At 39.4% G+C, this 23,251-nt stretch carries 23 protein-coding genes; 11 read left to right on the plus strand and 12 right to left on the minus strand.

Features of this window, described 5'->3' with window-relative positions; genetic code table 11:
• Nucleotides 1-38 precede the first annotated feature (38 nt).
• From QUB80_RS00365 to QUB80_RS00375, 3 genes are all read left to right on the plus strand, one after another.
• Nucleotides 39-1,070 carry an NADP-dependent oxidoreductase gene (locus QUB80_RS00365; RefSeq protein ID WP_289787521.1) on the plus strand — a complete coding sequence of 344 codons (1,032 nt, stop codon included), beginning with the start codon at nucleotides 39-41 and terminating at the stop codon, nucleotides 1,068-1,070.
• A 221-nt stretch (nucleotides 1,071-1,291) separates the two neighbouring features.
• Entirely contained in the window at nucleotides 1,292-1,471 is a 180-nt protein-coding gene (locus QUB80_RS00370; RefSeq protein WP_289787522.1) for a hypothetical protein, read from the plus strand.
• 261 nt (nucleotides 1,472-1,732) lie between these two features.
• On the plus strand, nucleotides 1,733-3,286 hold the full coding sequence (locus tag QUB80_RS00375) for a cation:proton antiporter (protein ID WP_289787523.1): 1,554 nt from the start codon (nucleotides 1,733-1,735) through the stop codon (nucleotides 3,284-3,286).
• Nucleotides 3,287-3,360: 74 nt separating this feature from the next.
• On the opposite strand, the gene QUB80_RS00380 is transcribed toward QUB80_RS00375, so the two are convergent.
• Nucleotides 3,361-3,903: a DUF3124 domain-containing protein gene (locus QUB80_RS00380; RefSeq protein WP_289787524.1), complete on the minus strand. Its 543-nt coding sequence runs from the start codon at nucleotides 3,901-3,903 to the stop codon at nucleotides 3,361-3,363.
• 5 nt (nucleotides 3,904-3,908) lie between these two features.
• Nucleotides 3,909-4,586 (minus strand): potassium channel family protein, encoded by a 678-nt coding sequence (locus QUB80_RS00385; protein ID WP_289787525.1) that lies wholly within the window; start codon nucleotides 4,584-4,586, stop codon nucleotides 3,909-3,911.
• Between the two features lie 218 nt (nucleotides 4,587-4,804).
• On the opposite strand from QUB80_RS00385, the gene QUB80_RS00390 reads away from it, so the two are divergent.
• On the plus strand, nucleotides 4,805-5,893 hold the full coding sequence (locus QUB80_RS00390) for a potassium channel family protein (protein ID WP_289787526.1): 1,089 nt from the start codon (nucleotides 4,805-4,807) through the stop codon (nucleotides 5,891-5,893).
• A gap of 169 nt (nucleotides 5,894-6,062) precedes the next feature.
• Here QUB80_RS00390 and glgB read toward each other — a convergent pair whose 3' ends face one another.
• Nucleotides 6,063-8,351 carry a 1,4-alpha-glucan branching enzyme gene (gene glgB / locus QUB80_RS00395; RefSeq protein ID WP_289788105.1) on the minus strand — a complete coding sequence of 763 codons (2,289 nt, stop codon included), beginning with the start codon at nucleotides 8,349-8,351 and terminating at the stop codon, nucleotides 6,063-6,065.
• A 124-nt stretch (nucleotides 8,352-8,475) separates the two neighbouring features.
• Between glgB and QUB80_RS00400 the strand changes: the two genes are divergently transcribed.
• Nucleotides 8,476-8,643 (plus strand): hypothetical protein, encoded by a 168-nt coding sequence (locus QUB80_RS00400; RefSeq protein ID WP_289787527.1) that lies wholly within the window; start codon nucleotides 8,476-8,478, stop codon nucleotides 8,641-8,643.
• A 97-nt stretch (nucleotides 8,644-8,740) separates the two neighbouring features.
• Here the strand turns inward: QUB80_RS00400 and QUB80_RS00405 are convergent, their stop codons facing one another.
• Nucleotides 8,741-9,061: a hypothetical protein gene (locus tag QUB80_RS00405; protein ID WP_289787528.1), complete on the minus strand. Its 321-nt coding sequence runs from the start codon at nucleotides 9,059-9,061 to the stop codon at nucleotides 8,741-8,743.
• A gap of 250 nt (nucleotides 9,062-9,311) precedes the next feature.
• Entirely contained in the window at nucleotides 9,312-10,388 is a 1,077-nt protein-coding gene (locus QUB80_RS00410) for a PIN/TRAM domain-containing protein (protein ID WP_289787529.1), read from the minus strand.
• Nucleotides 10,389-10,635: 247 nt separating this feature from the next.
• On the opposite strand from QUB80_RS00410, the gene hemW reads away from it, so the two are divergent.
• Nucleotides 10,636-11,823: a radical SAM family heme chaperone HemW gene (gene hemW, locus QUB80_RS00415; protein ID WP_289787530.1), complete on the plus strand. Its 1,188-nt coding sequence runs from the start codon at nucleotides 10,636-10,638 to the stop codon at nucleotides 11,821-11,823.
• A 151-nt stretch (nucleotides 11,824-11,974) separates the two neighbouring features.
• Here the strand turns inward: hemW and QUB80_RS00420 are convergent, their stop codons facing one another.
• Both QUB80_RS00420 and QUB80_RS00425 read right to left on the minus strand, forming a co-directional pair.
• A complete protein-coding gene (locus QUB80_RS00420) occupies nucleotides 11,975-12,856 on the minus strand; it encodes a phytanoyl-CoA dioxygenase family protein (RefSeq protein ID WP_289787531.1) in 882 nt (293 codons plus the stop codon).
• 302 nt (nucleotides 12,857-13,158) lie between these two features.
• On the minus strand, nucleotides 13,159-14,055 hold the full coding sequence (locus QUB80_RS00425; protein ID WP_289787532.1) for a hypothetical protein: 897 nt from the start codon (nucleotides 14,053-14,055) through the stop codon (nucleotides 13,159-13,161).
• Between the two features lie 831 nt (nucleotides 14,056-14,886).
• On the opposite strand from QUB80_RS00425, the gene QUB80_RS00430 reads away from it, so the two are divergent.
• Nucleotides 14,887-15,294 carry a hypothetical protein gene (locus tag QUB80_RS00430; RefSeq protein ID WP_289787533.1) on the plus strand — a complete coding sequence of 136 codons (408 nt, stop codon included), beginning with the start codon at nucleotides 14,887-14,889 and terminating at the stop codon, nucleotides 15,292-15,294.
• A gap of 18 nt (nucleotides 15,295-15,312) precedes the next feature.
• On the opposite strand, the gene QUB80_RS00435 is transcribed toward QUB80_RS00430, so the two are convergent.
• Both QUB80_RS00435 and der read right to left on the minus strand, forming a co-directional pair.
• Complete coding sequence (locus tag QUB80_RS00435; RefSeq protein ID WP_289788106.1) at nucleotides 15,313-16,239, minus strand: energy-coupling factor transporter transmembrane component T family protein; 927 nt, start codon at nucleotides 16,237-16,239, stop codon at nucleotides 15,313-15,315.
• Between the two features lie 90 nt (nucleotides 16,240-16,329).
• The gene (gene der, locus QUB80_RS00440) at nucleotides 16,330-17,691 is read right to left on the minus strand and encodes a ribosome biogenesis GTPase Der (RefSeq protein ID WP_289787534.1); all 1,362 of its coding nucleotides are present in this window, start codon (nucleotides 17,689-17,691) and stop codon (nucleotides 16,330-16,332) included.
• A 307-nt stretch (nucleotides 17,692-17,998) separates the two neighbouring features.
• Between der and QUB80_RS00445 the strand changes: the two genes are divergently transcribed.
• Nucleotides 17,999-18,856 (plus strand): metallophosphoesterase, encoded by an 858-nt coding sequence (locus QUB80_RS00445; protein ID WP_289787535.1) that lies wholly within the window; start codon nucleotides 17,999-18,001, stop codon nucleotides 18,854-18,856.
• Nucleotides 18,857-19,246: 390 nt separating this feature from the next.
• On the opposite strand, the gene QUB80_RS00450 is transcribed toward QUB80_RS00445, so the two are convergent.
• Nucleotides 19,247-19,561 carry a HigA family addiction module antitoxin gene (locus tag QUB80_RS00450; RefSeq protein ID WP_289787536.1) on the minus strand — a complete coding sequence of 105 codons (315 nt, stop codon included), beginning with the start codon at nucleotides 19,559-19,561 and terminating at the stop codon, nucleotides 19,247-19,249.
• A 14-nt stretch (nucleotides 19,562-19,575) separates the two neighbouring features.
• A complete protein-coding gene (locus QUB80_RS00455; RefSeq protein WP_289788107.1) occupies nucleotides 19,576-19,659 on the minus strand; it encodes a hypothetical protein in 84 nt (27 codons plus the stop codon).
• Between the two features lie 375 nt (nucleotides 19,660-20,034).
• Between QUB80_RS00455 and QUB80_RS00460 the strand changes: the two genes are divergently transcribed.
• From QUB80_RS00460 to QUB80_RS00470, 3 genes are all read left to right on the plus strand, one after another.
• Nucleotides 20,035-20,382, plus strand: a complete 348-nt coding sequence (locus QUB80_RS00460; protein ID WP_289787537.1) for a TIGR03792 family protein — start codon at nucleotides 20,035-20,037, stop codon at nucleotides 20,380-20,382.
• 111 nt (nucleotides 20,383-20,493) lie between these two features.
• Nucleotides 20,494-21,615: a magnesium chelatase ATPase subunit I gene (gene bchI, locus QUB80_RS00465; protein ID WP_289787538.1), complete on the plus strand. Its 1,122-nt coding sequence runs from the start codon at nucleotides 20,494-20,496 to the stop codon at nucleotides 21,613-21,615.
• Between the two features lie 194 nt (nucleotides 21,616-21,809).
• Complete coding sequence (locus QUB80_RS00470) at nucleotides 21,810-22,100, plus strand: hypothetical protein (protein ID WP_289787539.1); 291 nt, start codon at nucleotides 21,810-21,812, stop codon at nucleotides 22,098-22,100.
• Nucleotides 22,101-22,103: 3 nt separating this feature from the next.
• Here the strand turns inward: QUB80_RS00470 and QUB80_RS00475 are convergent, their stop codons facing one another.
• Nucleotides 22,104-23,225 (minus strand): nucleotidyltransferase domain-containing protein, encoded by a 1,122-nt coding sequence (locus QUB80_RS00475; protein WP_289787540.1) that lies wholly within the window; start codon nucleotides 23,223-23,225, stop codon nucleotides 22,104-22,106.
• Nucleotides 23,226-23,251: the final 26 nt, after the last annotated feature.

Consider the following 23,251-nt stretch of genomic DNA (forward strand, 5'->3'; position numbering starts at 1 on the left):
ATTGTATCAAAGCAAACTTAACTACAAAGACGAAACCAATGGAAACACGAATAAATAGACAGTTTCGCTTAGTATCTCGTCCTGTTGGCGATATTAAGGAAAGTGATTTTGAGTACCGAGAAGAACCTATTCCTAACCTTGCTGATGGTGAGGTGTTGGTACGCACTATATACCTTTCACTAGATCCAACTAATCGCATCTGGATGAGCGATATGCCGCAGTATATGCCTCCAGTTGAAATTGGGCAAGTTATGCGTGGTATTGTTGCTGGTGTGGTAGAAGAATCTAAAAATCCTAATTTTCAACCAGGGGATTTAGTTTCCGGTATGCTCGGCTGGCAAGATTACACAATTGTTGCACAAAACAATATCCCTTCCCTGACGCGAATCCCTCGCCCCCTATCTTATCCGCTCTCTGCATTGCTTGGGCCACTCGGAGCTACTGGTTGGACAGCTTATTTTGGACTTTTAGATATAGGGCAGCCTCAAGAAGGTGAAACTGTGGTTGTTTCCGCAGCCGCAGGAGCAGTTGGTTCTATTGCCGGACAAATTGCCAAAATCAAGGGTTGTCGTGTAGTTGGGATCACTGGTAGTGATGAAAAATGCCAGTGGCTGACACAAGAACTTGGCTTTGATGCAGCTATTAACTATAAAACTGCTGATTTGGAAAGTGCGATCGCTCAATCATGTCCGGATGGCATTGATGTGTATTTTGATAATGTTGGCGGTTCTATCCTTGATGCCGTGTTAATGAAGATTAATTTGTATGCACGTATTCCTCTATGCGGGTTAATCTCAACTTACAATGCAACCGAGCCTGTGCCAGGGCCGTATAATTACAGCCAGATTTTGATGAAGCGCGCTCGTGTACAAGGGTTTATTATTCTCGATTATTTTTCTCGAATATCTGAAGCCATAACTGATATAGGACAATGGCTCAACCAAGGTAAAATTAAATACTCTGTTGAAGTGGTTGATGGTTTAGAAAATGCACCATCAGCTATCCTAAAACTGTTCGAAGGTAATAAGAAGGGCAAACTAGTTGTTAAAGTTTCAGAGGAACCTACTTAATCATTTCCAACGTTAGTAAAGGTATAAGTAAGCACTGTTTAAACTCTAAGTTCCTAAATTATCGTCCCCAGCACAGGGGAAAACTTAATTTTGCTTTCTTGTTGCCTGCTGCAATGTTGGTAGAACAAGTGAAGTGAACGTAAAATCCCCGACTTTTTAGAAAAATCGGGGATTTGTGTTTTAATTACTTACTTAATGCACAGGCTTGCAATGCGATTGTATTGGGATACATTGTTAATGCATCGACTCGTTATGTTAATGCATCGGCTCGTTATGTTAATGCATCGACTCGTTATGTTAATGCATCGACTCGTTATGTTAATGCATCGACTCGTTATGTTAATGCATCAACTCGTTATGTTAATGCATGGAGGCGAAGTCGAGATATGTGCAAGTGTTAAGTTGAGAGATCCAGGCGATCGCCTATGCATGATACCATTTCACTTTTTGAGTAATTCATATTCAACCCCTCCCAACCTCCCCTTAGTAAGGGGAGGTGCCGTAGGCGGTGGGGTACATCCATATCAGCCTTTTCGTGAAATAGTATGAGTGTGCGGTATATTCCTAGACTCTATTGTGTATTTACAGACAAATTTTTGACATTTGTACTACATTTTTGGCAACGTTTATCAAAGTAGTTCAAACGACTTTCCAAAATTAAAGTGGATGTTGCTTCTTTAGTCACTGTTTCAATTATTCTCCTGCTCCTAGCTACAGGCGTTGCCTTACTAACAAGGCGGCTTCGCGTTCCCTACGTTACAGGATTAGTGTTGGCAGGTTTGCCGATCACTGAACTATTGTCTCGTCCTATTGGTTTAGAGCCTTCCTTGGTTTTGAATCTGTTTCTGCCAATTTTAATATTTGATGCTGGCATTAATACAGATATTAGCCGCTTACGCAGTACGTTTAAACCAATTGCCCTTCTAGCTGCTCCTGGGGCTGTGTTGTCCGGTGCTATTATTGCTGTTGTGTTGAAATTTGGGCTAGGGCTTTTTTGGATACCTGCTCTACTTGTAGGAGTCATTCTCGCAAACACTGATACGGTTTCAATGATTGCCGTTTTTAAGGAGATACCAGTACCCTCGCGGCTTTCCACTATTGTTGAAGGAGAAACTCTCTTCAATGATGCTGCTGCCTTAGTTTCATTTAACCTAATTTTGCAGGTATATTCAACAGGTTCGTTCACATTATTAGAGGGAATCCAACAACTGCTATTTATTGCTCTAGGAGGCTGTCTTGTTGGATTAGTCTTGGGCTACTTGAGCATACCTATATTTGCCCGCTTAGACGATCCCCTTAGCAGTCTCTTACTAACTGTTGCAGTTGCATTAGGCACTTTTCAGGCTGGGCAATTTCTAGGTGTATCAGGTGCTGTGGCTGTTGTTGTGGCTGGATTAATTTTTGGGAATTTTGGGCTTTCTCGCAATACTCCCGCTTCTAGTCGCATCACTTTACTAAGTTTCTGGGAATACGCAAGTTTTACTGCCAATACCTTTATTTTTCTGTTGATTGGTGTAGAGATAGATTTGCTAACGCTGTGGAGGGCTTTGCCTGCTATTCTACTTACAGTTTTGGCTTATCAAGTCGGACGAGTTCTTACAGTTTATCCGCTGTTAGCTACGGTTCGTTGGTTTGATCGTCCAATTCCACTGCGTTGGCAACATTTACTCTTTTTAGGCAACATCAAAGGTTCACTCTCAATGGCTCTGGCGTTAAGTTTACCCACCACACTGCCAGGGCGAGAATTTCTCATCACTTTAGTTTTTGGCAGTGTACTGGTGTCATTAGTAGGGCAGGGGTTAAGCTTGCCTTGGTTGGTAAAACGCTTAAAATTATCTCAATTTTCAGAGGCACAGCAGCAGGTTGAAGAATTGCAAGCCCAATTAATCACAGCCAAAGCAGCCCAGGATGAATTAGAGAGTCTTTTGAAATCAGGGGTGTTGCCAAAAGCTGTTTATGAAGAGATGCGCTCAAGTTACCAAGTACAAATTGCAACCGCAGAAAAAGCATTAAGAGAATTCTACAATCGTCGTCCGGATGAGTTTGATCCTAAAAGTGGAGAATATAAAAAACTTGATGCGATTCGTCGTCGTTTACTATTGGCAGAAAAAGCAGCACTAAGCGAGGCAATACGTAAGCGAATCCTCTCAGAAGAAATTGTGCATGGGCGGCTTAAAAAAATTGATGAACTATTGCTGAAATTAGAAGATGATTAATAAAAGGGGACAGGAGACAGGGAAGTCTTAACAGGGAAATAAGTTTTGAAAATCTTTAATTTGAAGCTAAAATTTCAATTTTTTTGACTTTTTATTACCTTACCAGGACTAATAAAAGAAACTCCTTGTTGGAATTCAGTAGCAATCATAACTGCTTCCACTATCGGCTCAGAAATCTCGGTTTGGGCTACCCACTCCACAATAAAATTAGCTCCTAAGCCCCCACTATTATCATTTCTACTGATAAAAAAATCACTAGAAGCTAGCGCATTAAGTTGAATGGGTTGCTCTAAATACTGCTTGACTAATTTCCCATCTGAGTCATAGTAACGTACAGAAGTAATAACGATGGGTTGATTCAAATCTGTATTACGAATACTAAGTGTAGCTGCTAAGTTTAAAATTCTTTGCTGCTCGTCATGATAAATATAAGAATAGACAGGGACATAAATGGTTTGACCCATCGCTATCTTAAAATTTTTATCTAAAGTCACCACTTGATGAGATGATTTTGCCTGAGTAAGAGCAGGTTGTGACTTTGACGACATCTCTGATGATGTACAAGATACAAGAAAAATAAAAGCAATGGCTAAATAAAAATGTGGGTTCAACTTCATTAAACTTATTTGCAGCCTTCAATAAAATCAATTACTTGATGTAATGAGCCTGGTTTTGTCACAATCAGCACGGTGGAATCTGGTTCAAGTACTGTACTCCCGTTAGGAATTGTTAAATCTTCGTGGGGATGGGGTTGATAGCCAATAATTAGAGAACCAGTAGGAAAACGAGAATCCTGAGCAATTTCGGCAAGGCGACGCCCAACAACATAGCAATTATTGGGAATGGATAGTTTCAACACTTCAATTTGCCCTTGCTCAAAATGCATGATTGATTCTATTTGCGGATACTCAATCGCATTCACCATTGTTGTTACTGCTAAATCTACAGTACTAATGATATGGTTGGCACCTGCTAAACGTAGAGGTTCAGCAAAATCGGAGTGGCGCATCCGAGTCAAAATATGCGGAACACCATAGTGTTTGGCAAGAGTTACCATTGCTAAGTTCAAAGCATCGCTTCTGAGCACAGCTGCCAAGGCATTGGCTTTACGAATCCCAGCTTCTAACAATACTTCTGTACTAACTGCACTTCCCTCAAAAGCCATTGCTCCCACTTGTTCGCGGGCGTAGCGGCAAGCATTAGGGTTAACATCAATGACGGCAACAGTATGCCCCAATTCTACTAGTTTCTGCGCTAAACTTAAGCCTACTAAGCCTGCGCCACCAATTAGCACGTACATAGCTGCTTTTTAATCTTCTTTGACTCCTACTTTACAGGAATAGCAATAACACAGCACACCACACAAATAGTCTGTCTGAAGCTGGCGATCGCTATAAAAATAAATTTTTATTTACTGGTTTACCTATCTCAAGACTGATTTGCTACTCCACCCGATTTTCTCAAAAGATTTTTGATTAACATTTGTAATGCGATCGTTAATCAGAGCAGCAAATTTAAATGAAATTGTTAGTGCAAATCATCGGTGCAGGGCTTGTCATCATCTCGCTTGTAGACATTTACCTGACAGTATTATTTCCTCGTCTTGGCAGCAGTTTACTCAGTTTGCGATTAGGGAAAGGAATTTGGTGGCTATTCCGATTAGTGGCACGTCTTTTTCCTTGCAAAGACAAGAAAGTACTCTCCCACAGTGGCCCTGTATTGATAATTGCAACAGTGGTAGTATGGGTATGCTTGCTGATCTGTGGTTTTGCTCTAATCGTCTGGCCTGATTTGGGTTCAGCGATTAAATCTACTCGTGAGTGGACTGACACTGGTTTTACCGCCGCACTTTACTACAGTGGCTTTTCGCTGACAACGCTTGGTACAGGTGATTTGACACCAGAAACAAACTTTCAACGACTGCTGATGATCTTAGAAGCAGCACTTGGCTTCTCAACTTTTACATTGACAATTACCTATCTACTATCGATTTACAGCGCACTCATTAGACGTAACACTTTTGCTTTGAGCTTACACCACCGTTCTGCTGGTACAGCAGATGCGGCGGAAATACTAGCAAGACTGGGAGCTAGTGGTGAACTCAGTGGTGTACAGCAGGATATTTCCAATATTGCAAGGGATTTAATTAATTTACTTGAATCGCAGCACTCTTACCCAGCATTATTATTTTTCCGTTTTCGTCAGACTTACTATGCCTTGCCACGCATACTACTGTTGGCAATGGATACAGCTACTTTGATGAAAAGTGCATTGAACACTAAAAAGTATCGTTCATTAGTAAATTCCACAGCGACAGCAGAATTGTGGGGTGGGAGTCAACAACTGTTGGTTGAATTGTCTAGCTTTTTTGTGTCAGAGCATCGGGCAAATATTGATGACTCGTTAGAGCAGGTATGGCAAAAACGGTATTATCACGCTATAGAAAAGTTTAGAGCCGAGGGAATAGAGACAGCGACAGATTTAGAGGCTGGTGCTTCTTTGTACATCTGTTTGCGCCGAAAATGGAACCCTTCTTTAGCTGGGCTGACTAGTTATATGGGGTATAAATGGAGTGAAATAGCCCCTTCTGAAAGGTTTTTTGAGTAATATTTTATTAAGATAACTGATGCTATCTCTGTAAATGCGATCGCCCTTTTGATGGAGATGCTCATTATTTAGCCCGCGCAGGCGGGCTTAGTTCTTATAGTCCAACTTTTCCAGGGTTTGGGTGATATTGCCGATAAAATCCAAGGTGGGACTATGCCCACCCTCTTAATTAAGATTCCATCACTTCGGCTGTCTTCTTCCTATCCAACTTCAAAATCAACACTCCCAACGGTGGCAAACACAAATCTAGTGAATGAGGACGGTTGTGCATAGACCAATTATCAGTCCATTTGCCGCCTAAATTACCCATGTTGCTGCCACCGTACTGACGCGCATCACTGTTGAACAACTCGGTATAAAATCCAGGTTCTGGTACACCGATCCGGTAGTGGGAATGAGGCTGGGGTGTAAAGTTACAAATGACGATCACAAAATCATCAGAGTCTTTGGCTGTGCGAACAAATGACACGACGCTATGGCGGTTGTCACTACAATCAATCCACTCAAATCCTTCCCGTGCAAAATCTAAGGTATACAATGCTGGTTCAGTACGATAGAGATGGTTCAACTCCTTAAAAAATACTTTGAGTTGTTGGTGTGGCTCATACTGTAACAAGTGCCACTCTAAGTCGCCCCAAACATTCCACTCGCTCCACTGCCCAAATTCCATGCTCATGAACATGGTTTTTTTGCCTGGGTGAGCAAACATATAGGTAAACAAACAACGCACGTTAGCAAACTTTTGCCACCTATCTCCCGGCATTTTACCGATGATATTGCTCTTGCCATGCACAATTTCATCGTGAGAGAGTGCCAGCATGAAGTTTTCGCTGTGGTTATACCACATACTAAAGGTGATATTGTTCTGGTGGAACTGGCGGAACCAAGGATCCATGCTGAAATAATCCAGCATATCGTGCATCCAGCCCATGTTCCATTTCAAGTTAAAACCCAATCCTCCAGTATAAGTCGGCCAAGATACCATTGGCCAAGAAGTCGATTCTTCGGCAATCGAAACAATTCCAGGAAAATAACTAAAGATAATGTGATTGACTTGACGTAAGAACTCTGCTGCTTCTAAATTCTCTCTGCCGCCGTATTGATTGGTAACCCATTCTCCTTCTTTGCGGCAATAATCGAGGTAAAGCATGGAAGCAACTGCGTCAACCCGAATGCCGTCAATGTGATATTTGTCAAACCAGAATAAGGCATTGGCAACGAGGAAATTGCGAACTTCGTTGCGCGAGTAGTTAAATACTAAAGTACCCCATTCTTTATGTTCGCCTTTACGAGGATCGGCGTGTTCGTACAAGTGAGTGCCATCAAAGAACGCTAAACCATGACCATCTTTGGGAAAGTGACCCGGAACCCAGTCTACAATTACTCCAATCCCATTTTTGTGGCATTGGTCAACAAAGTACATAAAATCCTCAGGGGTTCCATAACGAGAAGTAGGGGCATAGTAGCCTGTGACTTGATAACCCCAAGAACCATCAAAGGGATGTTCAGCAATTGGTAATAGTTCAACGTGGGTGTATCCCAAATCTTTGACATAAGGGATCAACTTGTCTGCTAATTCCCGATAGGTGAGGAAACGTGCGCCGGGTTTGAGTTCCGAAACAGGAACTACAGGTTCGGTTTCACCATTGGGAAGTTTGGCAGGCTCTGCACTAGAGGCGTGTAACCAAGAACCGATATGTACTTCATATACTGAAATTGGTTGGGTGAGGGGCTCGGTGTGACGCCGCACCTCCATCCAGTCTTGATCGTTCCACGTATAGGAATCCAAGTCACTAACAATCGATGCTGTTTTGGGGCGGGGTTCTTGTTGGAAACCGTAGGGATCGGATTTTTCGTAAATATGCCCTTCTATGTTTTTTATTTCGTATTTGTAATGTTCTCCTACCCCAAGTTCAGGAACAAATAATTCCCAAACTCCAGTGATACCTTTACGCATTTGGTGTTTGCGTCCGTCCCAATTGTTAAAATCTCCTATAATTGAGACGTTACGGGCATTTGGCGCCCAGACGGCAAAATACACGCCTTTGACACCATCTACTTCTGTGGGATGCGCTCCTAATTTCTCGTAAATTCGATGATGATTGCCTTCAGCAAACAAGTGTAAATCAAAATCGGTTAAGCGAGGAGAACGAAAGGCATAAGGATCGTAAATGACTCGCTCATGTTCTCCTTCTTTGATTTTTAACTGGTAGTTTGCTAATTCTTTGGTTTCAATTGTGCATTCAAAAAAGTGGGGATGATGCACAGTTTGCATCGCATACTCTTTCCTTTGTTCAGGAAGAACCACCCACGCTGAACTGGCATTGGGTAGGTACGCTCGCACAGCCCAGACATTTTTGCCATTTTCTTCTATGAGATGGGAACCTAATACTTCAAAAGGATCGTGATGCTGATTCCAAACAATACGGTTAACCTGTTCAGGGGCGATCGTAGTCATAGACATGGAGCTACCTAAGTTGATTGAATAAAGTGCTGAATAAATCTGCTTTTTTAAGTTCTATATAGTATTGTTTACATTTATTTGCAAATTTTGTCGCGATTGTCATCAAACCTGGGGGGGAATGGCAGATTATGAGAGTGGGAGAGTGATGAACGGTGGTAGTGGCAGAGAAATTAGTATTTATGGTTATTTTTCTAGCTTTTGTCTTGAAAATAAGGCAGAGGAGCCAGTGTGTTCGCGGGTTAAGCGTGTTGTAGCAACTGGTGTCACCTGGGGTGGCAGGAGATAGAAGTAAAGACACTTTTCATGGCTTGATTGTGTGATTGAATCACAAAAGTATCTAAACTTATGTGTTGATCTCACCAAGACACTAACTTCCTTGTAAATTAAATATCCAAAAAAGGAAAAAGCTGAAGTAGTATTTTACGCAGGTTCAGCAAAAAAATATTGTCCCGAATCTTGGTAGACAGTTTTGGTGGTGGTGCTTCTTGCAGCTGTGCTTGCAATTGTGCGTATTCTGCGGCTGTTAGGAGTTTGCCATCGATAGGCGATCGCGCTGCTGTAATAATTTCTGTTCGCAAGATTTCTTCTGGTGTTTCTTCTGGTGGCGGCAGTGCTATTACTGTTGTACTTTGATGACCGACGATCCCCACTAAAATAGTAGTAATTACAGTCAAAACCACAAAATTAATCGCTTTAGCTCCCATTCTTAAGTTATTTTTAATTAATTTTTGATAAGGAAATTTGACATTTCAAGACTAGGCCTGTTTATACCATTATTGTTGTCTTATGGCTAGGATTAACAACAAACTTGACATATAGTATTCAATATGCATATTTAAATGCTAACTAACTTTTTCTTATCAAACTAATATTTAAACTTAATACAAAAGAACCGATGCAGTTAACTTGCATCGGTTAAAAAGCATCGATTAAACTCAAACGTGACATTTCCTTTCATGCCAAAGCCGAAGCTTGGGGTTTAGCAAATATCATTCGTCCTGCGGATGTCTGTAAGGCACTCGTGACTACTACTCGTACTTCTCCGCCAACGTAACTACTGCCTTCCTCAACAACAACCATTGTGCCATCATCTAAATAGCCAATTCCTTGACTTGGTTCTTTTCCTTCTTTTAGAATCTTTAAGTCAAGATTATCGCCCGGTAAGTAAGTAGGACGTACAGCATTTACTAAATCGTTGACATTTAAAACAGGTACTTTTTGAACGCTGGCAACTTTTGATAAGTTGTAGTCATTCGTGAGCAGTGTGCCATTAATTTCCTGGGCAAACCGGACTAGCTTTGCATCAACTGTCGCAATATCTTCGTAGTCAACCGTATTGATCAATATGCGATCGGGATAAGCTGTTTTGATGCGGTTGAGAATTTCCAGCCCCCGTCTTCCCCGCACCCGCTTTTGATCTTTGCTCGCATCTGCTACTTGTTGCAATTCTTGCAAGACAAATTGCGGTACAATAATTTGTCCTTCCAAAAAGCCAGTTTCAAGTAGGGTTTCGATTCGACCGTCTATAATACAGCTAGTGTCTAAAACTTTGGTGCTGGCTGGTTTTAGCGTTCCTTCCACCACCATACTTTCTACGGTGTTGGGATTAATTAAACGCAACAACCCACGTCCGTGAGTATCTGCTAAGTTCATACCCGTGTATGCCAGCACTATGCTACCAACAACCGCTACTAATGGTTTAATAAAACTAAAGTCAGTGGGAATTGGCAGTAAAAATAGAGGTGCTAACATCAGATTAGCCATCAGTAACCCGATGACTAAACCAATAGCACGAGTTAAAATGACTTCAAATGGCAAGTCTCGAACTTGCGCCTCCAGACGACGATACTCAGTCTGAAATCTTAATCCGATTGCGCCTCCAATAATGGCAGCAAAAACGGCAACAACAAAACGCAGAGCTTCTAGGTTCGTAACCCGATCCATTGCCCCATCGGGTAGTAAATCGGTACTATAGAACCCTATCCCTGCCGCTGCCAGGATGAATGAGAATATGATAATTGCATCAAGCATAGTTTTGTTTTTCCTGCAACTGGTATTAGCGGATAAGGATTTATTTAGCTCCTCACTTTAAATAGATTTGAGAATAATTGCGGTCATAGTATAGGTTATGGTAAACAACATCTGCAATCATTATAACTAAATAGTTTTATGCTTTATTATTCTCATCTTTTCGTTAGAAAATGATAAAAAAATGTTACTAACGCACTAATATTCATTTTTTGTAATTCTTAGAATAATAATTTAATTGTTACTCAAAATGGCTCAAAGAGATAATTTTATAAATGTTCCCAGTTCTGCTTATATACATATTCCCTTTTGTAGACGACGATGTTTTTACTGTGATTTTCCTGTTTCTGTGATTGGCGATCGCCTGCGAGGTGAAAGCTCTGGCACGATGTCCAAATATGTAGAAGTGTTATGTCAAGAAATAAACATTTTCTCTGGTTGGAGTCAACCATTAAAAACTATTTTCTTTGGCGGTGGCACTCCTTCACTTCTGTCTGTACAACAGGTGCAAAAGATATTAGCAGTATTAGAACAAAAGTTTGGTATTTCTCCTGGAGCAGAAATTTCAATGGAAGTAGATCCAGGTACGTTCGATCTAGCACATCTTCAGGGCTTATCTAATGCAGGGATTAACCGCGTCAGTTTAGGTGTACAAGCTTTTGATGCAAACTTACTTCAAGCGTGTGGGCGATCGCACAACCTTGCCGATATTTTCACAGCTGTTGATTTAATTCACGCCTGCGAAATTCCTGAATTCAGCATAGATCTAATATCAGGATTGCCGCATCAGACTTTAGAGGGGTGGCAAGAGTCATTAGAAAAAGCAGTTGCCATAGTACCAACACATATATCTATATATGATCTGACTATTGAACCAGGAACCGCCTTCGGTCGTTATTATAAACCTGGTGCCACTCCCCTACCAACAGATGAAATGACAGTAAAAATGTACCAAATGGCACAGCAAATTTTAACTAGTGCTGGATATGAGCATTACGAAATTTCAAACTATGCCAAAAGGGGACATCAATGTCGGCACAATCGAGTCTACTGGGAAAATCGTCCTTATTACGGTTTTGGCATGGGTGCAGCAAGTTATGTAGAGGAAAAACGCTTCACTCGCCCCCGCAAAACAAAAGAATATTATCAGTGGGTAGAAGATGGGTGTTTAATTGATTGTGAAGTCACATCACCAGATGAAATTTTATTAGAAACCCTAATGTTAGGGTTGCGTTTAGCAGAAGGTGTGAGTTTGGAGGTGCTAGAAAAACAGTTCGGAGTGGAGAGAGTGGAGGAAATTAAGAAATACTGCCAGCCATTTTTTGAGAAAGGTTGGGTGGAAGTAGCACAAAGAAGACTGCGATTGAGCGATCCAGATGGGTTTTTGTTTTCTAACGTGGTTTTGGCAAAGTTGTTCAGTGAGTTGGGATCAAATTAAGAGTATGAGGGTTGTTGGCTGTGCCGTGAATTGATGGATGAATACACCCATCTTTATTCCTAACGAAGTTTTTATGGTAAAGGAAGCAAAATGTAGTGCTCTGGCTGATATCTATTGGCACCGTACTCTATCTAGCGTACTTTCAAGCTTTTTATACCCAAAATATACATTGCTTTTGTTGCTCTGAGAACTGTGAGGCAAGTGACATTAAATTATGCCGAGGTAGGGAAGGATGACAATAAAATGGATATTTTGGTTGTCGAGAAGTGTAATCAAAAAATACTGTAAATCGATCAGATGATTGAGGTATCTTTCCTCTATGAAAAACGCTAGCGGTGGCGGCAAAAACTACTGTTCCTGCACTTCCGGTACATGATTTCCAATACGATGATGACAAAGCTCTTTGCATTCTTTTCTCGCCAATGTATCCATATTGGTATTTCAAAGAGCTAGCAACTATATCAGTTAGATATTGTGGGATATATTGAAACGGGCCGCAATCCTCACTAACATCATTCAGGTAAACGATTATTTTGAGAATTTTTCTATCTTCTGTGTCTATATGCCATAACCTAGATTTTCGCTCAACTTGATTAGCCAAATCTCTGCGAAAATATGGGCCATGATACGCTGCCGGTAGACCAAGATAATGTTCAACTATATTTACCAAACGCTGTTCTAGCCCCCAGAGAAAAATTTCTGGATGCTTTAGCATTTGCTCGCAAGTCGCATGAACTACATATTCATTTTTGCTTCCGGAGGTAGTTTTGGGTATTTTGGGTATTAGACTTTTTGTTGCCTGTAACATTTTGTCTGTACTGGGAACAGACAATGACTCTAGTGAAGCGATCGCTACTCCTTCACGTTTTATAGTCTCAACTAAAATCAAATCTTCAGTTGAAATAGCAGGCAAGTAAGCACTGTGCTTTTCCAATGCAGACAAATAAACCTGCTCAGATTGATTTTGCAAGAATGATATTTGATGTACTTTTCTTAATATTCTGTTACGTACCTGTTGAACAATATTGTTCATGTAATTGACTTTTTTGGCGTATGAAACATAGCTGATGTATTTTAAGTATTATTACGGTCATTTGTCCAACAGTACTTCGTAATCTTTGCCAGAAATTTATAGTTGCTTTGCAAAAACTTGGTATAAAATCACTATTTTTTTTAGATTTTACAATTTAAAAAAGTTTACATAACAATGACTCATAGACACAATCTACAATACAAAAAATTTTATACTCAAATGGTGTGGTAGTAAAAAATTTAGAGGTGTTGAGACGCATCCTTTTTTACTGCATCATCACTCTTCGTGATCTAGTGTTAGTTTCATTCATAATTATTGAGAGTAAATTTTACTTCTAAGATTAATCTATCTCTCCGAACTGGAATAGTTCCCTTATGGAAACAAAATGGATCTTCTACAAATCCAAACCCCGCTTGTTTGCAAATATTGAGCACATTTTCTGAACCATAATAATTTATGATGTCGCTGTCATCTGTTTCTCTAAGCAAAGAAAACTGATGCCTAAGTTGTTTTTTATTGTGACTACTTTTGACACAGACATGGGAACCACTATATATATCAACATCTGTTAAGTAAAACATAAATTTTAGACACCAATAGTCTTCCAAATCATAATGAAAGTGAAAAAATCCTTTTGCACGTTCTTCTACTTCTTCTTCTTGAACAAATGTCCACCAAATTCTACTTATTACGTTTGCAGATTTTTTCTCGAAATATTTAGTCGCAATTGCCCATAATTTTGGATCATTTTCCAGATTTTTAACCGATGGACAAAGTGAAGAAATATCAAAATTGTAACCAGTGATGAAGGTTTTACCTAGTCTTTTTTCTTCATTTTTTTTGTCATTTATGGAAAAACAAAATTGTGGATTACCATCACCAAAATAAGTTATGTCTTTAGAACATTCTATTACTTCTTGTAAGACATATTCAGGAAGGTTAATACCCAAATATATACCATCTTTTTTTAGTGTATCAACAACTTGGTTGACTTCAATATCTTTAAAAATAGAATTAACTTCATATTTTATGAGTATTTTTTCTTTACATACAATTCTTACAAGTTTACGTATAAAATGAATACGACTAAAGCAAAACATGATAATCCAGTCAGGTTTTTTAATAGCAAAATTTAAATAATGGAAAAATCTACGCCTAATTTTTAACCATAGGTTTGGAAAATTATTTACTGTTGTCATATTACCTCTCGCGTGCTTAGTAGTCGTAAACTACAGTAATCTTAAATAGGTTGTGCAAAAGGCATCTTACATTCATGCCTTTATAAAAGAGAAAAATTTTTGGCAAACAACAAACTCAAAAAATACTTTCCAGTCACAAACGATTTACACAACAGGTAAAAACCGTGAGTAAAACGTTTGGTATACAATCGAATATCATCACTCTAAGTTGCCTAGAAAATTAGTGGCTAGTAGGATACAATTAACCAACCACTATTTTTAAAGGTAAATTTGATTTATTTATGCGAGGAACTATTCTACTTAATACCCATTATGGGCTTATTCCAGACCAGCAAATGGTCTAAATTCCATCTAAAAAATTGAAGCCTACATATGCTTCTAGCAATAGTAGGTTAATAACAACATATTGGCTTTCACTAATTTTTAAAATATATCTTAAGGTAGATTAAAAATTTATATCATAATTTTCAAGGTGTTGTGCTATTCTCTTAATTTTAGGAAAAATATTTTATGAAATTTCAAATCAGGATGAGTTGCAAGCTCAAAGTCTGTGTTTTTTGGGCTTTTCAGCAAGTATCTGATTTCAATATTTATCCTTCTTCAATCACTCTCGGAAAATAAAAATAAGAGCCAATTTTTTAACTCCAGGTAGAACAAAAGTTTGAGTGTTTATTTTCCATGAGAATGGCTAAAATTAAGTTTTCTATTAAAAATCTTATCCACTAATAATTCTAGATTATTCGCTTGTGAAAGTGAGACAATAAGGTTATATTCGCAAGCATCTACACTAGAATTCAATATATTTTGGGCTTTTATAAAGGAGTAACAGTGATGGTACGGCTAATTATCATCATGAGTTTGCTGGGGTTATTAACTGCGTGTACTACCAGCGTACTTGCACCAACTAGTCAGTTAGTAGAAAAAGCGATCGCTCTCCAGTTGGAAAAAACTCAACAGCAACTAAACCAACAACTAGATCTAGATTTTAAGGGATTTGAAATTCATCACCTAGCAATTGCTAAAAAACAACCCCAGACAATTCAAAATCTAATAACTTACCATGTGAGTGGAACTTATGACCTCATCTTTAAGCTACCAAAACGACAACTCAAACAACCGCAAAAACCATTTGATGTTTACTTGCAACTTCAGCAAGAGGGCAAAACTTGGCGGTTATTGCTCCCACAAAAGGAGGATAAAGACACTAAACCTGTTTGGCACAGCTATCTGATTCAGTAGTTAAAAGTAAGTTAACTATTAAACTTTGGTACCTATTGCTAACCGTGCTCCCCAAAATAGAATTAAAATGGCGATCGCAAGCCAGTCTAATCTTCTTAATCTTAATTCGTGCCACTGAACTCGATGTTCATTTGGGCTAGTGAAACCCCGTACCATCATTGCATTAGCCATTTGTTCTGCTCGCAGTAGCAGATTTTCTAGTAATCTCTGTGCTACCAGCATCCAAACTTTTACTGCTCCTTTGAATCCTAGTTTTTTCCAGTTAATTGCTCTTGTCATTACAGAACGAAATAAATTCTGCACTTCTTCTAACACTAGAGGTATAAACCGCAAAGACAAAGTTAATGTTAATGTAATCTCTGTTACAGGTAACTTGAGGCGGCGCAGGGGTTGCATTAAGCTTTCTATCGCGGCTGTAATTCCCTCTGGCGCAGTTGTCAGCAGATACAAATTAGTGCTGTAAATGACTGTAAATAATATCGTACTGAAACTAGTTGCCAAATCTAAAGAACGGCGAGTAACTTTTATGGCTCCCTGCTCAAACAGTACATAACTGTAGTTTGATTGACGATTTGCCAGTGAAGGTTCAACAGTAGAAGTTGTGGGTTGTGATTTTTCAGTTACGACAGATTCGTTAGCTGGCAGACGTGGTTGATATTTTATACCAAGTCCATCTGGACTAATAGCAGCGATCGCAAACACAAAAAAGCATAACATTAACAACCAGCCCATCTGTTGCCGCCAAACTCGTCTGGGGATTCTGGCGATGAAAGTGATGAAAATCAAAACTAACACCAGTAATAGACGCCACAAATTATTGGCAAAAACGTAGGTTGTCAAAAAGCTCATTAACCAGATAAACTTAACTCGCGGATCGAGTTTATGTAACCAAGTTTGCGGTTGTTCTAAGTAAAGACCAAGTGGTAGCGATCGCAGTAAATCCATATAATAAGGCAAAAGTTAAAAGACGAAAGGCAAAAGACAAAAGGCAAAAATTTCTTCTTTCTCCTTTTTTACTTTTGACCTTTTACTTTATTACACTCGTGTAGCTCTGTTGACATTAGCACTTTCTACATCACGAGCTTTTTTACTCCGCCAGAAAAAACGAATAGGGGTACCCTTGAATCCTAATTGTTGGCGGAATTGTCGCTCAATGTAGCGGCGGTAATTGTCGTTAAAGCGTTTAGCATCATTCACAAACAATGCGATCGTCGGTGGTTGGGTGCTTACTTGTGTACCATAATAAACTTTGCCTTGTTTTCCACTACGACTAACTGGCGGAGAATGCCAGCGAACAGCTTCTTCCAAAACTTCGTTAATTACTGAGGTACTTACCCTACGCTTGTGTTCTTCAGCAGATTTAGTTACTAACTCCAAAATCTTTTCTACCCTTTGTCCAGTCAAAGCGCTGACAAATATGGTTTCTGCCCATTCACTAAAATGCAACCGTTCTTGCAGGTGTTTTTCGTAATCGTAAATCGTGTAAGAATCTTTTTCTACTGCATCCCATTTGTTGACGACAAGAACACAGGCTCTACCTTCTTCGATAATCCTGCTAGCTAATTTTTGATCTTGCTCTGTAACACCATCAAGGGCATCTATCACCAACAAAACCACATCAGCACGGCGAATTGCTTTAAAGGCACGGTTGATACTAAAGAATTCAGTGCCGTATTCAACGTTTTTCTTCTTGCGAATTCCTGCTGTATCAATCAAACGGTAAGTTTGTTCATTGTGTTCAATTATGGTATCAATAGCATCACGCGTAGTACCAGAAATTGGACTGACAATTGCTCTTTGTTCCCCAACTAAGGCATTCAATAAGCTAGATTTACCGACATTTGGGCGTCCTACAATTGCCACGTTAATTTCATCGACTTCCGGAATTTCTGTTGTTAGTGGTAAATACGTAATTAATACATCAAGTAAATCACCCGTACCACTCCCATGAATGGCTGAAATAGGATAAGGTTCACTTAATCCCAAATTCCAAAATTCAGCAGCTTGAATTAAACCTTGTTCTGGAGATTCACATTTATTGACAGCCAACAGCACGGGTACAGGTTGTTGACGCAACCATTCCGCAATTTCTTCATCAGCTACTGTTGGCCCTGTAATTCCATCTACAACAAAAATAGCAGCACTGGCTTCTTTTAGCGCAGCCATCGCCTGTTGGCGAATCAGTGGTAAAAACTCGGTGTCATCATTAAATACTAAACCACCAGTATCCACAACCATAAACTCGCGATCGCGCCAAAAGGAAGGTAAATAAGTGCGATCGCGCGTCACACCTGGTTCATCGTGAACAATCGCAGATTGCTCTCCAGCAAGGCGATTTACAAAAGTAGATTTACCTACATTTGGGCGACCAATAATAGCAACAATAGGAAGTTTCATAAATTTAGATGCAGAATGCTGCAAATTTTTATTGTAACTAGATCAGGTAGGGATTAGGGACTAAAGGCTAGGGGCTAGAGGCAAGCAAGAACGCGAATTAAGATTCTCTTTCTCTTTGTGTCCCCATGTCCCCGCGTCTTGATGTCCTCTTCTTCCCAATTACCACTCATTTGTCCTCAAAGAACAGACTTTTCATCGAAAATCTTCAATTATTTATTTAGCTGGCGATCGCTACAATGAGAGCCAGTTCAATAGATATAAACATTCAAACGAGAATCTCGCAATCACAAGGAACGGAGATTGGGCTTTGAGAAAAAGTCAACGGCTAAGAAAAGCCCGCAAATTAGCCTTTAGATTTGTCAGAGTCTCTTTTTTGTTGGGCTTTTGTGCTTTGTTGTATGCTTGCTTAATTGAACCAAACTGGCTTGAAATTAATTCCTTGCATTTAAATTTACCACACCTAGCATCGGAATTTAATGGTTATCGAATTGTACAAATTAGTGATATTCACACAGACAAATGGACTACTTCAAAGCGTTTAAATCGAATTTTTCGCCTCGTTAACCAACAAAAACCAGATTTAGTGGTGATTACAGGAGACTTAGTCAGCCGTAATTCCCAAGCATTTATTCCCAATCTCAAGGCTGCTTTGGCACAACTTACACCTAGCGATAAAACAGTAGCAATATTCGGAAATCATGACTATGAAGCAGATCCACAAGCTATTAACCAAGCCCTAAAACAAACTGGTATAACCACACTTCATAATGCTGTTTATACCCTACGCCAGGGCAATGCCATGTTGCATATTGCTGGGGTAGAAGATGTATGCCTGGGTAAAGAGCGCTTGGATTTGGTACTGAAGCAATTACCTAGCAATGGGGCGGCGATTCTATTGGCACATGAACCAGACTTTGCTGATAGGAGTGCTGTCACAGGTAGGTTTGATTTGCAACTATCTGGACACTCTCACGCCGGGCAAGTTCGCCTGCCTTTCCTTAAGCCACTTATCCTTCCCAACTTGGCACATAAGTATTACTCAGGATGCTATTTAGTTAGAAATATGCTTCTGTATACTAACAAGGGCATTGGAATGACTGGATTGCATCTGCGATTTGGTTCACGTCCAGAGATTACCGTGTTGACTTTGGTTGCAACTGGTTAATCATCTAGATGCTATTGAAATTAGCAAATAGTGGTACTTGGTCACTTTTTCATTACGCATTGGTACAGTAAAAGTATCGCAGTAAGTAGCTCTTGTATTCTAGAAGAGTGATTAAGAGGAAACAGGCAATGACAATCACTATCCAAGCAATTTAATGAACAAGGGGTACTTCGACTCACGGAACCCATATTGCTAGAGGAAGGTACTCGTGTTGAAGTAATTGTTCTTACCAATTTTCTGATAAAAACTGGAGTTTTACGGACTGTTCCAGCCAGGCTGTGATTCAAAAACTTAAGTTAACTCAGGCTTTTGGATTTGATCATCACTTCCGTCAATTCGGTTCTGTTAACGTTGTACCGTGAGTAGGCGATCGCCTTTCATGACCCTACTTCAAGCCGTTGTTTCAGAATTATTGAACTGTACAATAGTTTTTAATTCCGCTTCTTCTTCCTTCAGAACACGGTAAAGTTCCCAGTTCTGTTGGAGGTTTAACCAAAACTCTGAACTATTCCCAAAAAATTTTGCTAACCGTAGTGCTGTACTAGGCGTAATACCCCGCTTTTGATTTACAACCTCATTAATTCGCTGATAAGGAACGTGAATTGCATCTGCAAGTTCTCGCTGTGATATTCCCATTGGCTCTAGGAAATCTTTGAGTAATATTTCGCCAGGATGTGAGGGAGGCCTATTTTTTGGAACTCTCATCTGTTGGTAATCTCCTAATGGTAGTCTACTATTTCAACTTCTGATGCTCCTTCGGGTGTCCATGTAAAGCAAATCCGATATTGATCGTTAATCCAAATACTATGCTGACCCTTGCGATCGCTTTTTAAAGCTTCTAACCTATTACCTGGGGAACTTTCACATCATCTAACGAGAACGCTGCATTGAGTTAATCTAATTTTCTCTAGGCAACTTCCCAACAGTTTATAGGACAACGTTTTCGAGCTTCCTTTGAGTCATTACCATCAAAAATGTCTTCAGTTGCTTTGTCCTTAAACGATACTATCATAGCTAGCATGATGACACGGTTATCATGCTAGCAAAAAATAAACTATAAATCTTAAGCGATCGCACTACACTTAGTACAGCAAGTATCTGGAATCAAACTAGGGTAAGCACTTACACTTGCTGAGGTTCGTGATATCCTTTTTCAGGATAGAAGAAAAAACTAAAAAATGGCGAAAGATACAGATTTACAACACTGTATAGAAATACTCAAAATTAAAGTACCATCTGCACAACGAGAAGAATACATTCAAAAAGATGCAGAAATTTGGACAGCAGCACTAAGTAATTATCCTGGCTTTCTTGGCAAGCAAGTTTGGCTTAACCCCAAAGATTCTACAGAGGTAATTTTGGTAATTCACTGGGAAAGCCGCGAGCATTGGAAAGCTATTTCACTAGCTGAACTAGAAGCTATAGAACAAAAATTTAACCAAGAACTGGGATTTAACAGTGAGATATTAGAGGTATGTGAGTATCATGTACATAAATTTACTTCAGAAGTCAAATCAAATCCTTAATATTTTGAGTTTCTCTGCCCCAGTCTCACCTTCTTTAGTTTCTACTCCCTACACCCGACCTATGGCACAATAAGAAACTGTAATAAGAAGAATATAGATAAAGGTAATTTAGTGAGTCCTACTGCTGTTGCTACCGCTGCTGCGCGTCGCGTGGTATTTCCTTTTACGGCAATTGTCGGCCAGTCAGAAATGAAACTGGCTCTAATATTGAACGTGATTGACCCTAAAATTGGTGGTGTTATGATTATGGGCGATCGCGGTACTGGTAAATCTACAACCATCCGGGCATTGGCTGACTTATTGCCAGAAATCCCTGTAGTTGCTAACGATCCCTTCAACAGCCACCCCAGCGATCCCGATTTGATGGGCGATGAAATCCGTCAAAAATTAGAAAACGGAGAGGATATTCCCGTTGTTCAGAAAAAAGTTCAAATGGTTGATTTACCATTGGGTGCTACAGAAGATAGGGTTTGCGGCACTATTGATATTGAAAAAGCTTTATCTGAAGGTGTGAAAGCCTTTGAACCGGGACTTTTGGCTAAAGCAAATCGGGGTATTCTTTATGTGGATGAAGTTAACCTACTTGATGATCACTTGGTAGATGTACTGTTAGACTCTGCCGCTAGTGGTTGGAACACAGTAGAGCGAGAAGGTATTTCCATCCGTCACCCAGCACGCTTCGTGCTCGTCGGCTCCGGTAACCCAGAAGAAGGCGAACTTCGTCCACAGTTACTCGATCGCTTTGGAATGCACGCGGAAATCCATACAGTCAAAGAACCTACTTTGCGAGTGCAAATTGTCGAACAAAGGGCAGAATTTGACCAAAATCCCCCAGAATTTCTAGAAAAATACAAATCACAGCAAGAGGAACTGCAACAACGCATTATCAATGCCCAAGAACTTTTGCCCTCGGTTAATATTGACTATGACTTGCGGGTGAAGATTTCCGAAGTTTGTTCTGAATTAGATGTAGATGGTTTGCGGGGTGACATTGTTAGCAATCGTGCTGCCAAAGCTTTAACAGCCTTTGAAGGGCGCACCGAAGTTACAGTTGATGATATTCGCCGCGTCATCACTCTGTGTTTGCGTCACAGATTGCGCAAAGATCCCTTAGAGTCAATCGATTCTGGTTATAAGGTAGAAAAAGCTTTCGCACGTGTATTTGGTGTAGAATTACCAGAAAACTCTGTCGAAACTAATGGTACAAGTCAAATTAAAACTGGTGTTCGTTAATTTGGTAGTTATCAGTGGCTAATGGCTAATAATTAATGAATCATTGTTTTTAACAAACAATCCACTACTAACCAGTAACTACTGTACAAGCGGGTTTAAACAATAATCTTCTAAAATGACGAAATATCTATAACAAACCCGCTACTACTAACTACCATCTACCAACTACTAACTACTAAATTGGTGGACTTGTTATGAGAAGTTGGCGCTTTTGGTTAACTACCCTAATTTTATCTAGCCAATACAACCCACCCCGGTTTGTAGAACTGTTAATGTTGACGCTAGCAATTGTCATGCTGGCAATCTCTACTGTTCTACCAGCACAAGAACCTTATATGGTATTGGGCTTGAGTTTTGTGGTTGGTGCATCAATTTCTATCTTAGTCAGGGAAGCGATCGCTCCTTCTCCTCAAACACGCATTACCCAACTTACAGCCATACTATTGCTGATCGTCAGTATTTATGGTTTTGTTGATGTACTTTAAAGGTTACAGGTTACAGTTTTCTTCATACCCTATCCCCTTCCACCCTTGCATTTCTACCAACTCTATACACAGTTCATTAATTCGCCCCAAATCGGGTTTTGGAGATAGAGTTGATTCTTCATATACTTTTTCCATTTCAGCCATCAAATCCTCTGCCATTTTCATCACCTGCTCATAAGAATAATCACCCTTAAGAATTGCTTTTAAATCATCAACATCACCAGCTATTCTTCTGTCTACAATTAATTCTCCTGTTTGTAAGATTTCTAGCCCACTGCGTAGTAGTCTAATGCAGTGCATCCCGTGTTTGAGATCAAAACCAGATTTTCTTTCCATTTCTGCTCTAGCAGGATTTCTATTTTCTTGCCACGACAAATAAGCTTTCCATTCTCGTAAAGCAATTTGATAGCTTTGACTTTTCTGAAGCAGACGAATAAAATCTTTACGGCTATGGGTTAAATTTTGAGTATATTCTAAAGTTTCATCAGGCAAAGTATATTGTTTCAATACAGCTTTGAAATCAATATCTGCTATCAATAATTTATATAATTGTTCTGCTTCTTCTAAAAACTCAATTTTGCCTCTAATTAAATTATAAAGATATTCCAAAAAAGCATTTAACTCTTCTTTACTTAATGGTGGTTCATCTTCTATACCAAAATCAGACGGAATTGGTTTCTTTTGCGGTGGATTTAACAACCACTTCCGATGAGTTTCCATTTTTTTTATTTGGGCAAAGGCATAACCAGAGTAAGTATGTTTGACTTTCTTACTCAAGAATAAATTTTTATTTTTAATTAAATACTGTCCTACTAATGTTAATACAGGATATTGATTTAACCACAGTAATTCTAAAACATTAGGATTTGCTCCAGCTAAAAGTTGGAGAAGTTTCCTTAATTCGTAAATAACTGTATCTTTATTTCCATCTAAAAAAGAAAATATTCCTGGCTCATCCCAACCACTATCCTTTTGCTCAATATTATCAAATCCCAAGTAAAATCTTTTAGGTGCGATAAATACTCCTCGATAGTCGTAGTCTGAATCTGGACGATTTAAGCCATAGCCATGACTGCCTGCTAAACCAAGTAAAATAGTTCTTTGCTCAACTTCAATTCTTTTCATTAAATTTTAAGTAATAGATCACAGAT

This window comes from Chlorogloeopsis sp. ULAP01 (assembly GCF_030381805.1).
Taxonomy (GTDB): Bacteria; Cyanobacteriota; Cyanobacteriia; order Cyanobacteriales; family Nostocaceae; genus Chlorogloeopsis.

Excerpts from the sequence above, each read along its gene's own strand:
- QUB80_RS00365 (WP_289787521.1), top strand. The coding sequence starts at position 39 with ATGGAAACACGAATAAATAGACAGTTTCGCTTAGTATCTCGTCCTGTT.
- QUB80_RS00380 (WP_289787524.1), bottom strand. The coding sequence starts at position 3,903 with ATGAAGTTGAACCCACATTTTTATTTAGCCATTGCTTTTATTTTTCTT.
- QUB80_RS00385 (WP_289787525.1), bottom strand. The coding sequence starts at position 4,586 with ATGTACGTGCTAATTGGTGGCGCAGGCTTAGTAGGCTTAAGTTTAGCG.
- QUB80_RS00390 (WP_289787526.1), top strand. The coding sequence starts at position 4,805 with ATGAAATTGTTAGTGCAAATCATCGGTGCAGGGCTTGTCATCATCTCG.
- glgB (WP_289788105.1), bottom strand. The coding sequence starts at position 8,351 with ATGACTACGATCGCCCCTGAACAGGTTAACCGTATTGTTTGGAATCAG.
- QUB80_RS00400 (WP_289787527.1), top strand. The coding sequence starts at position 8,476 with ATGGCAGATTATGAGAGTGGGAGAGTGATGAACGGTGGTAGTGGCAGA.
- QUB80_RS00405 (WP_289787528.1), bottom strand. The coding sequence starts at position 9,061 with ATGGGAGCTAAAGCGATTAATTTTGTGGTTTTGACTGTAATTACTACT.
- QUB80_RS00410 (WP_289787529.1), bottom strand. The coding sequence starts at position 10,388 with ATGCTTGATGCAATTATCATATTCTCATTCATCCTGGCAGCGGCAGGG.
- hemW (WP_289787530.1), top strand. The coding sequence starts at position 10,636 with ATGGCTCAAAGAGATAATTTTATAAATGTTCCCAGTTCTGCTTATATA.
- QUB80_RS00420 (WP_289787531.1), bottom strand. The coding sequence starts at position 12,856 with ATGAACAATATTGTTCAACAGGTACGTAACAGAATATTAAGAAAAGTA.
- QUB80_RS00425 (WP_289787532.1), bottom strand. The coding sequence starts at position 14,055 with ATGACAACAGTAAATAATTTTCCAAACCTATGGTTAAAAATTAGGCGT.
- QUB80_RS00430 (WP_289787533.1), top strand. The coding sequence starts at position 14,887 with ATGGTACGGCTAATTATCATCATGAGTTTGCTGGGGTTATTAACTGCG.
- QUB80_RS00435 (WP_289788106.1), bottom strand. The coding sequence starts at position 16,239 with ATGGATTTACTGCGATCGCTACCACTTGGTCTTTACTTAGAACAACCG.
- der (WP_289787534.1), bottom strand. The coding sequence starts at position 17,691 with ATGAAACTTCCTATTGTTGCTATTATTGGTCGCCCAAATGTAGGTAAA.
- QUB80_RS00450 (WP_289787536.1), bottom strand. The coding sequence starts at position 19,561 with ATGAGAGTTCCAAAAAATAGGCCTCCCTCACATCCTGGCGAAATATTA.
- QUB80_RS00460 (WP_289787537.1), top strand. The coding sequence starts at position 20,035 with ATGGCGAAAGATACAGATTTACAACACTGTATAGAAATACTCAAAATT.
- QUB80_RS00470 (WP_289787539.1), top strand. The coding sequence starts at position 21,810 with ATGAGAAGTTGGCGCTTTTGGTTAACTACCCTAATTTTATCTAGCCAA.
- QUB80_RS00475 (WP_289787540.1), bottom strand. The coding sequence starts at position 23,225 with ATGAAAAGAATTGAAGTTGAGCAAAGAACTATTTTACTTGGTTTAGCA.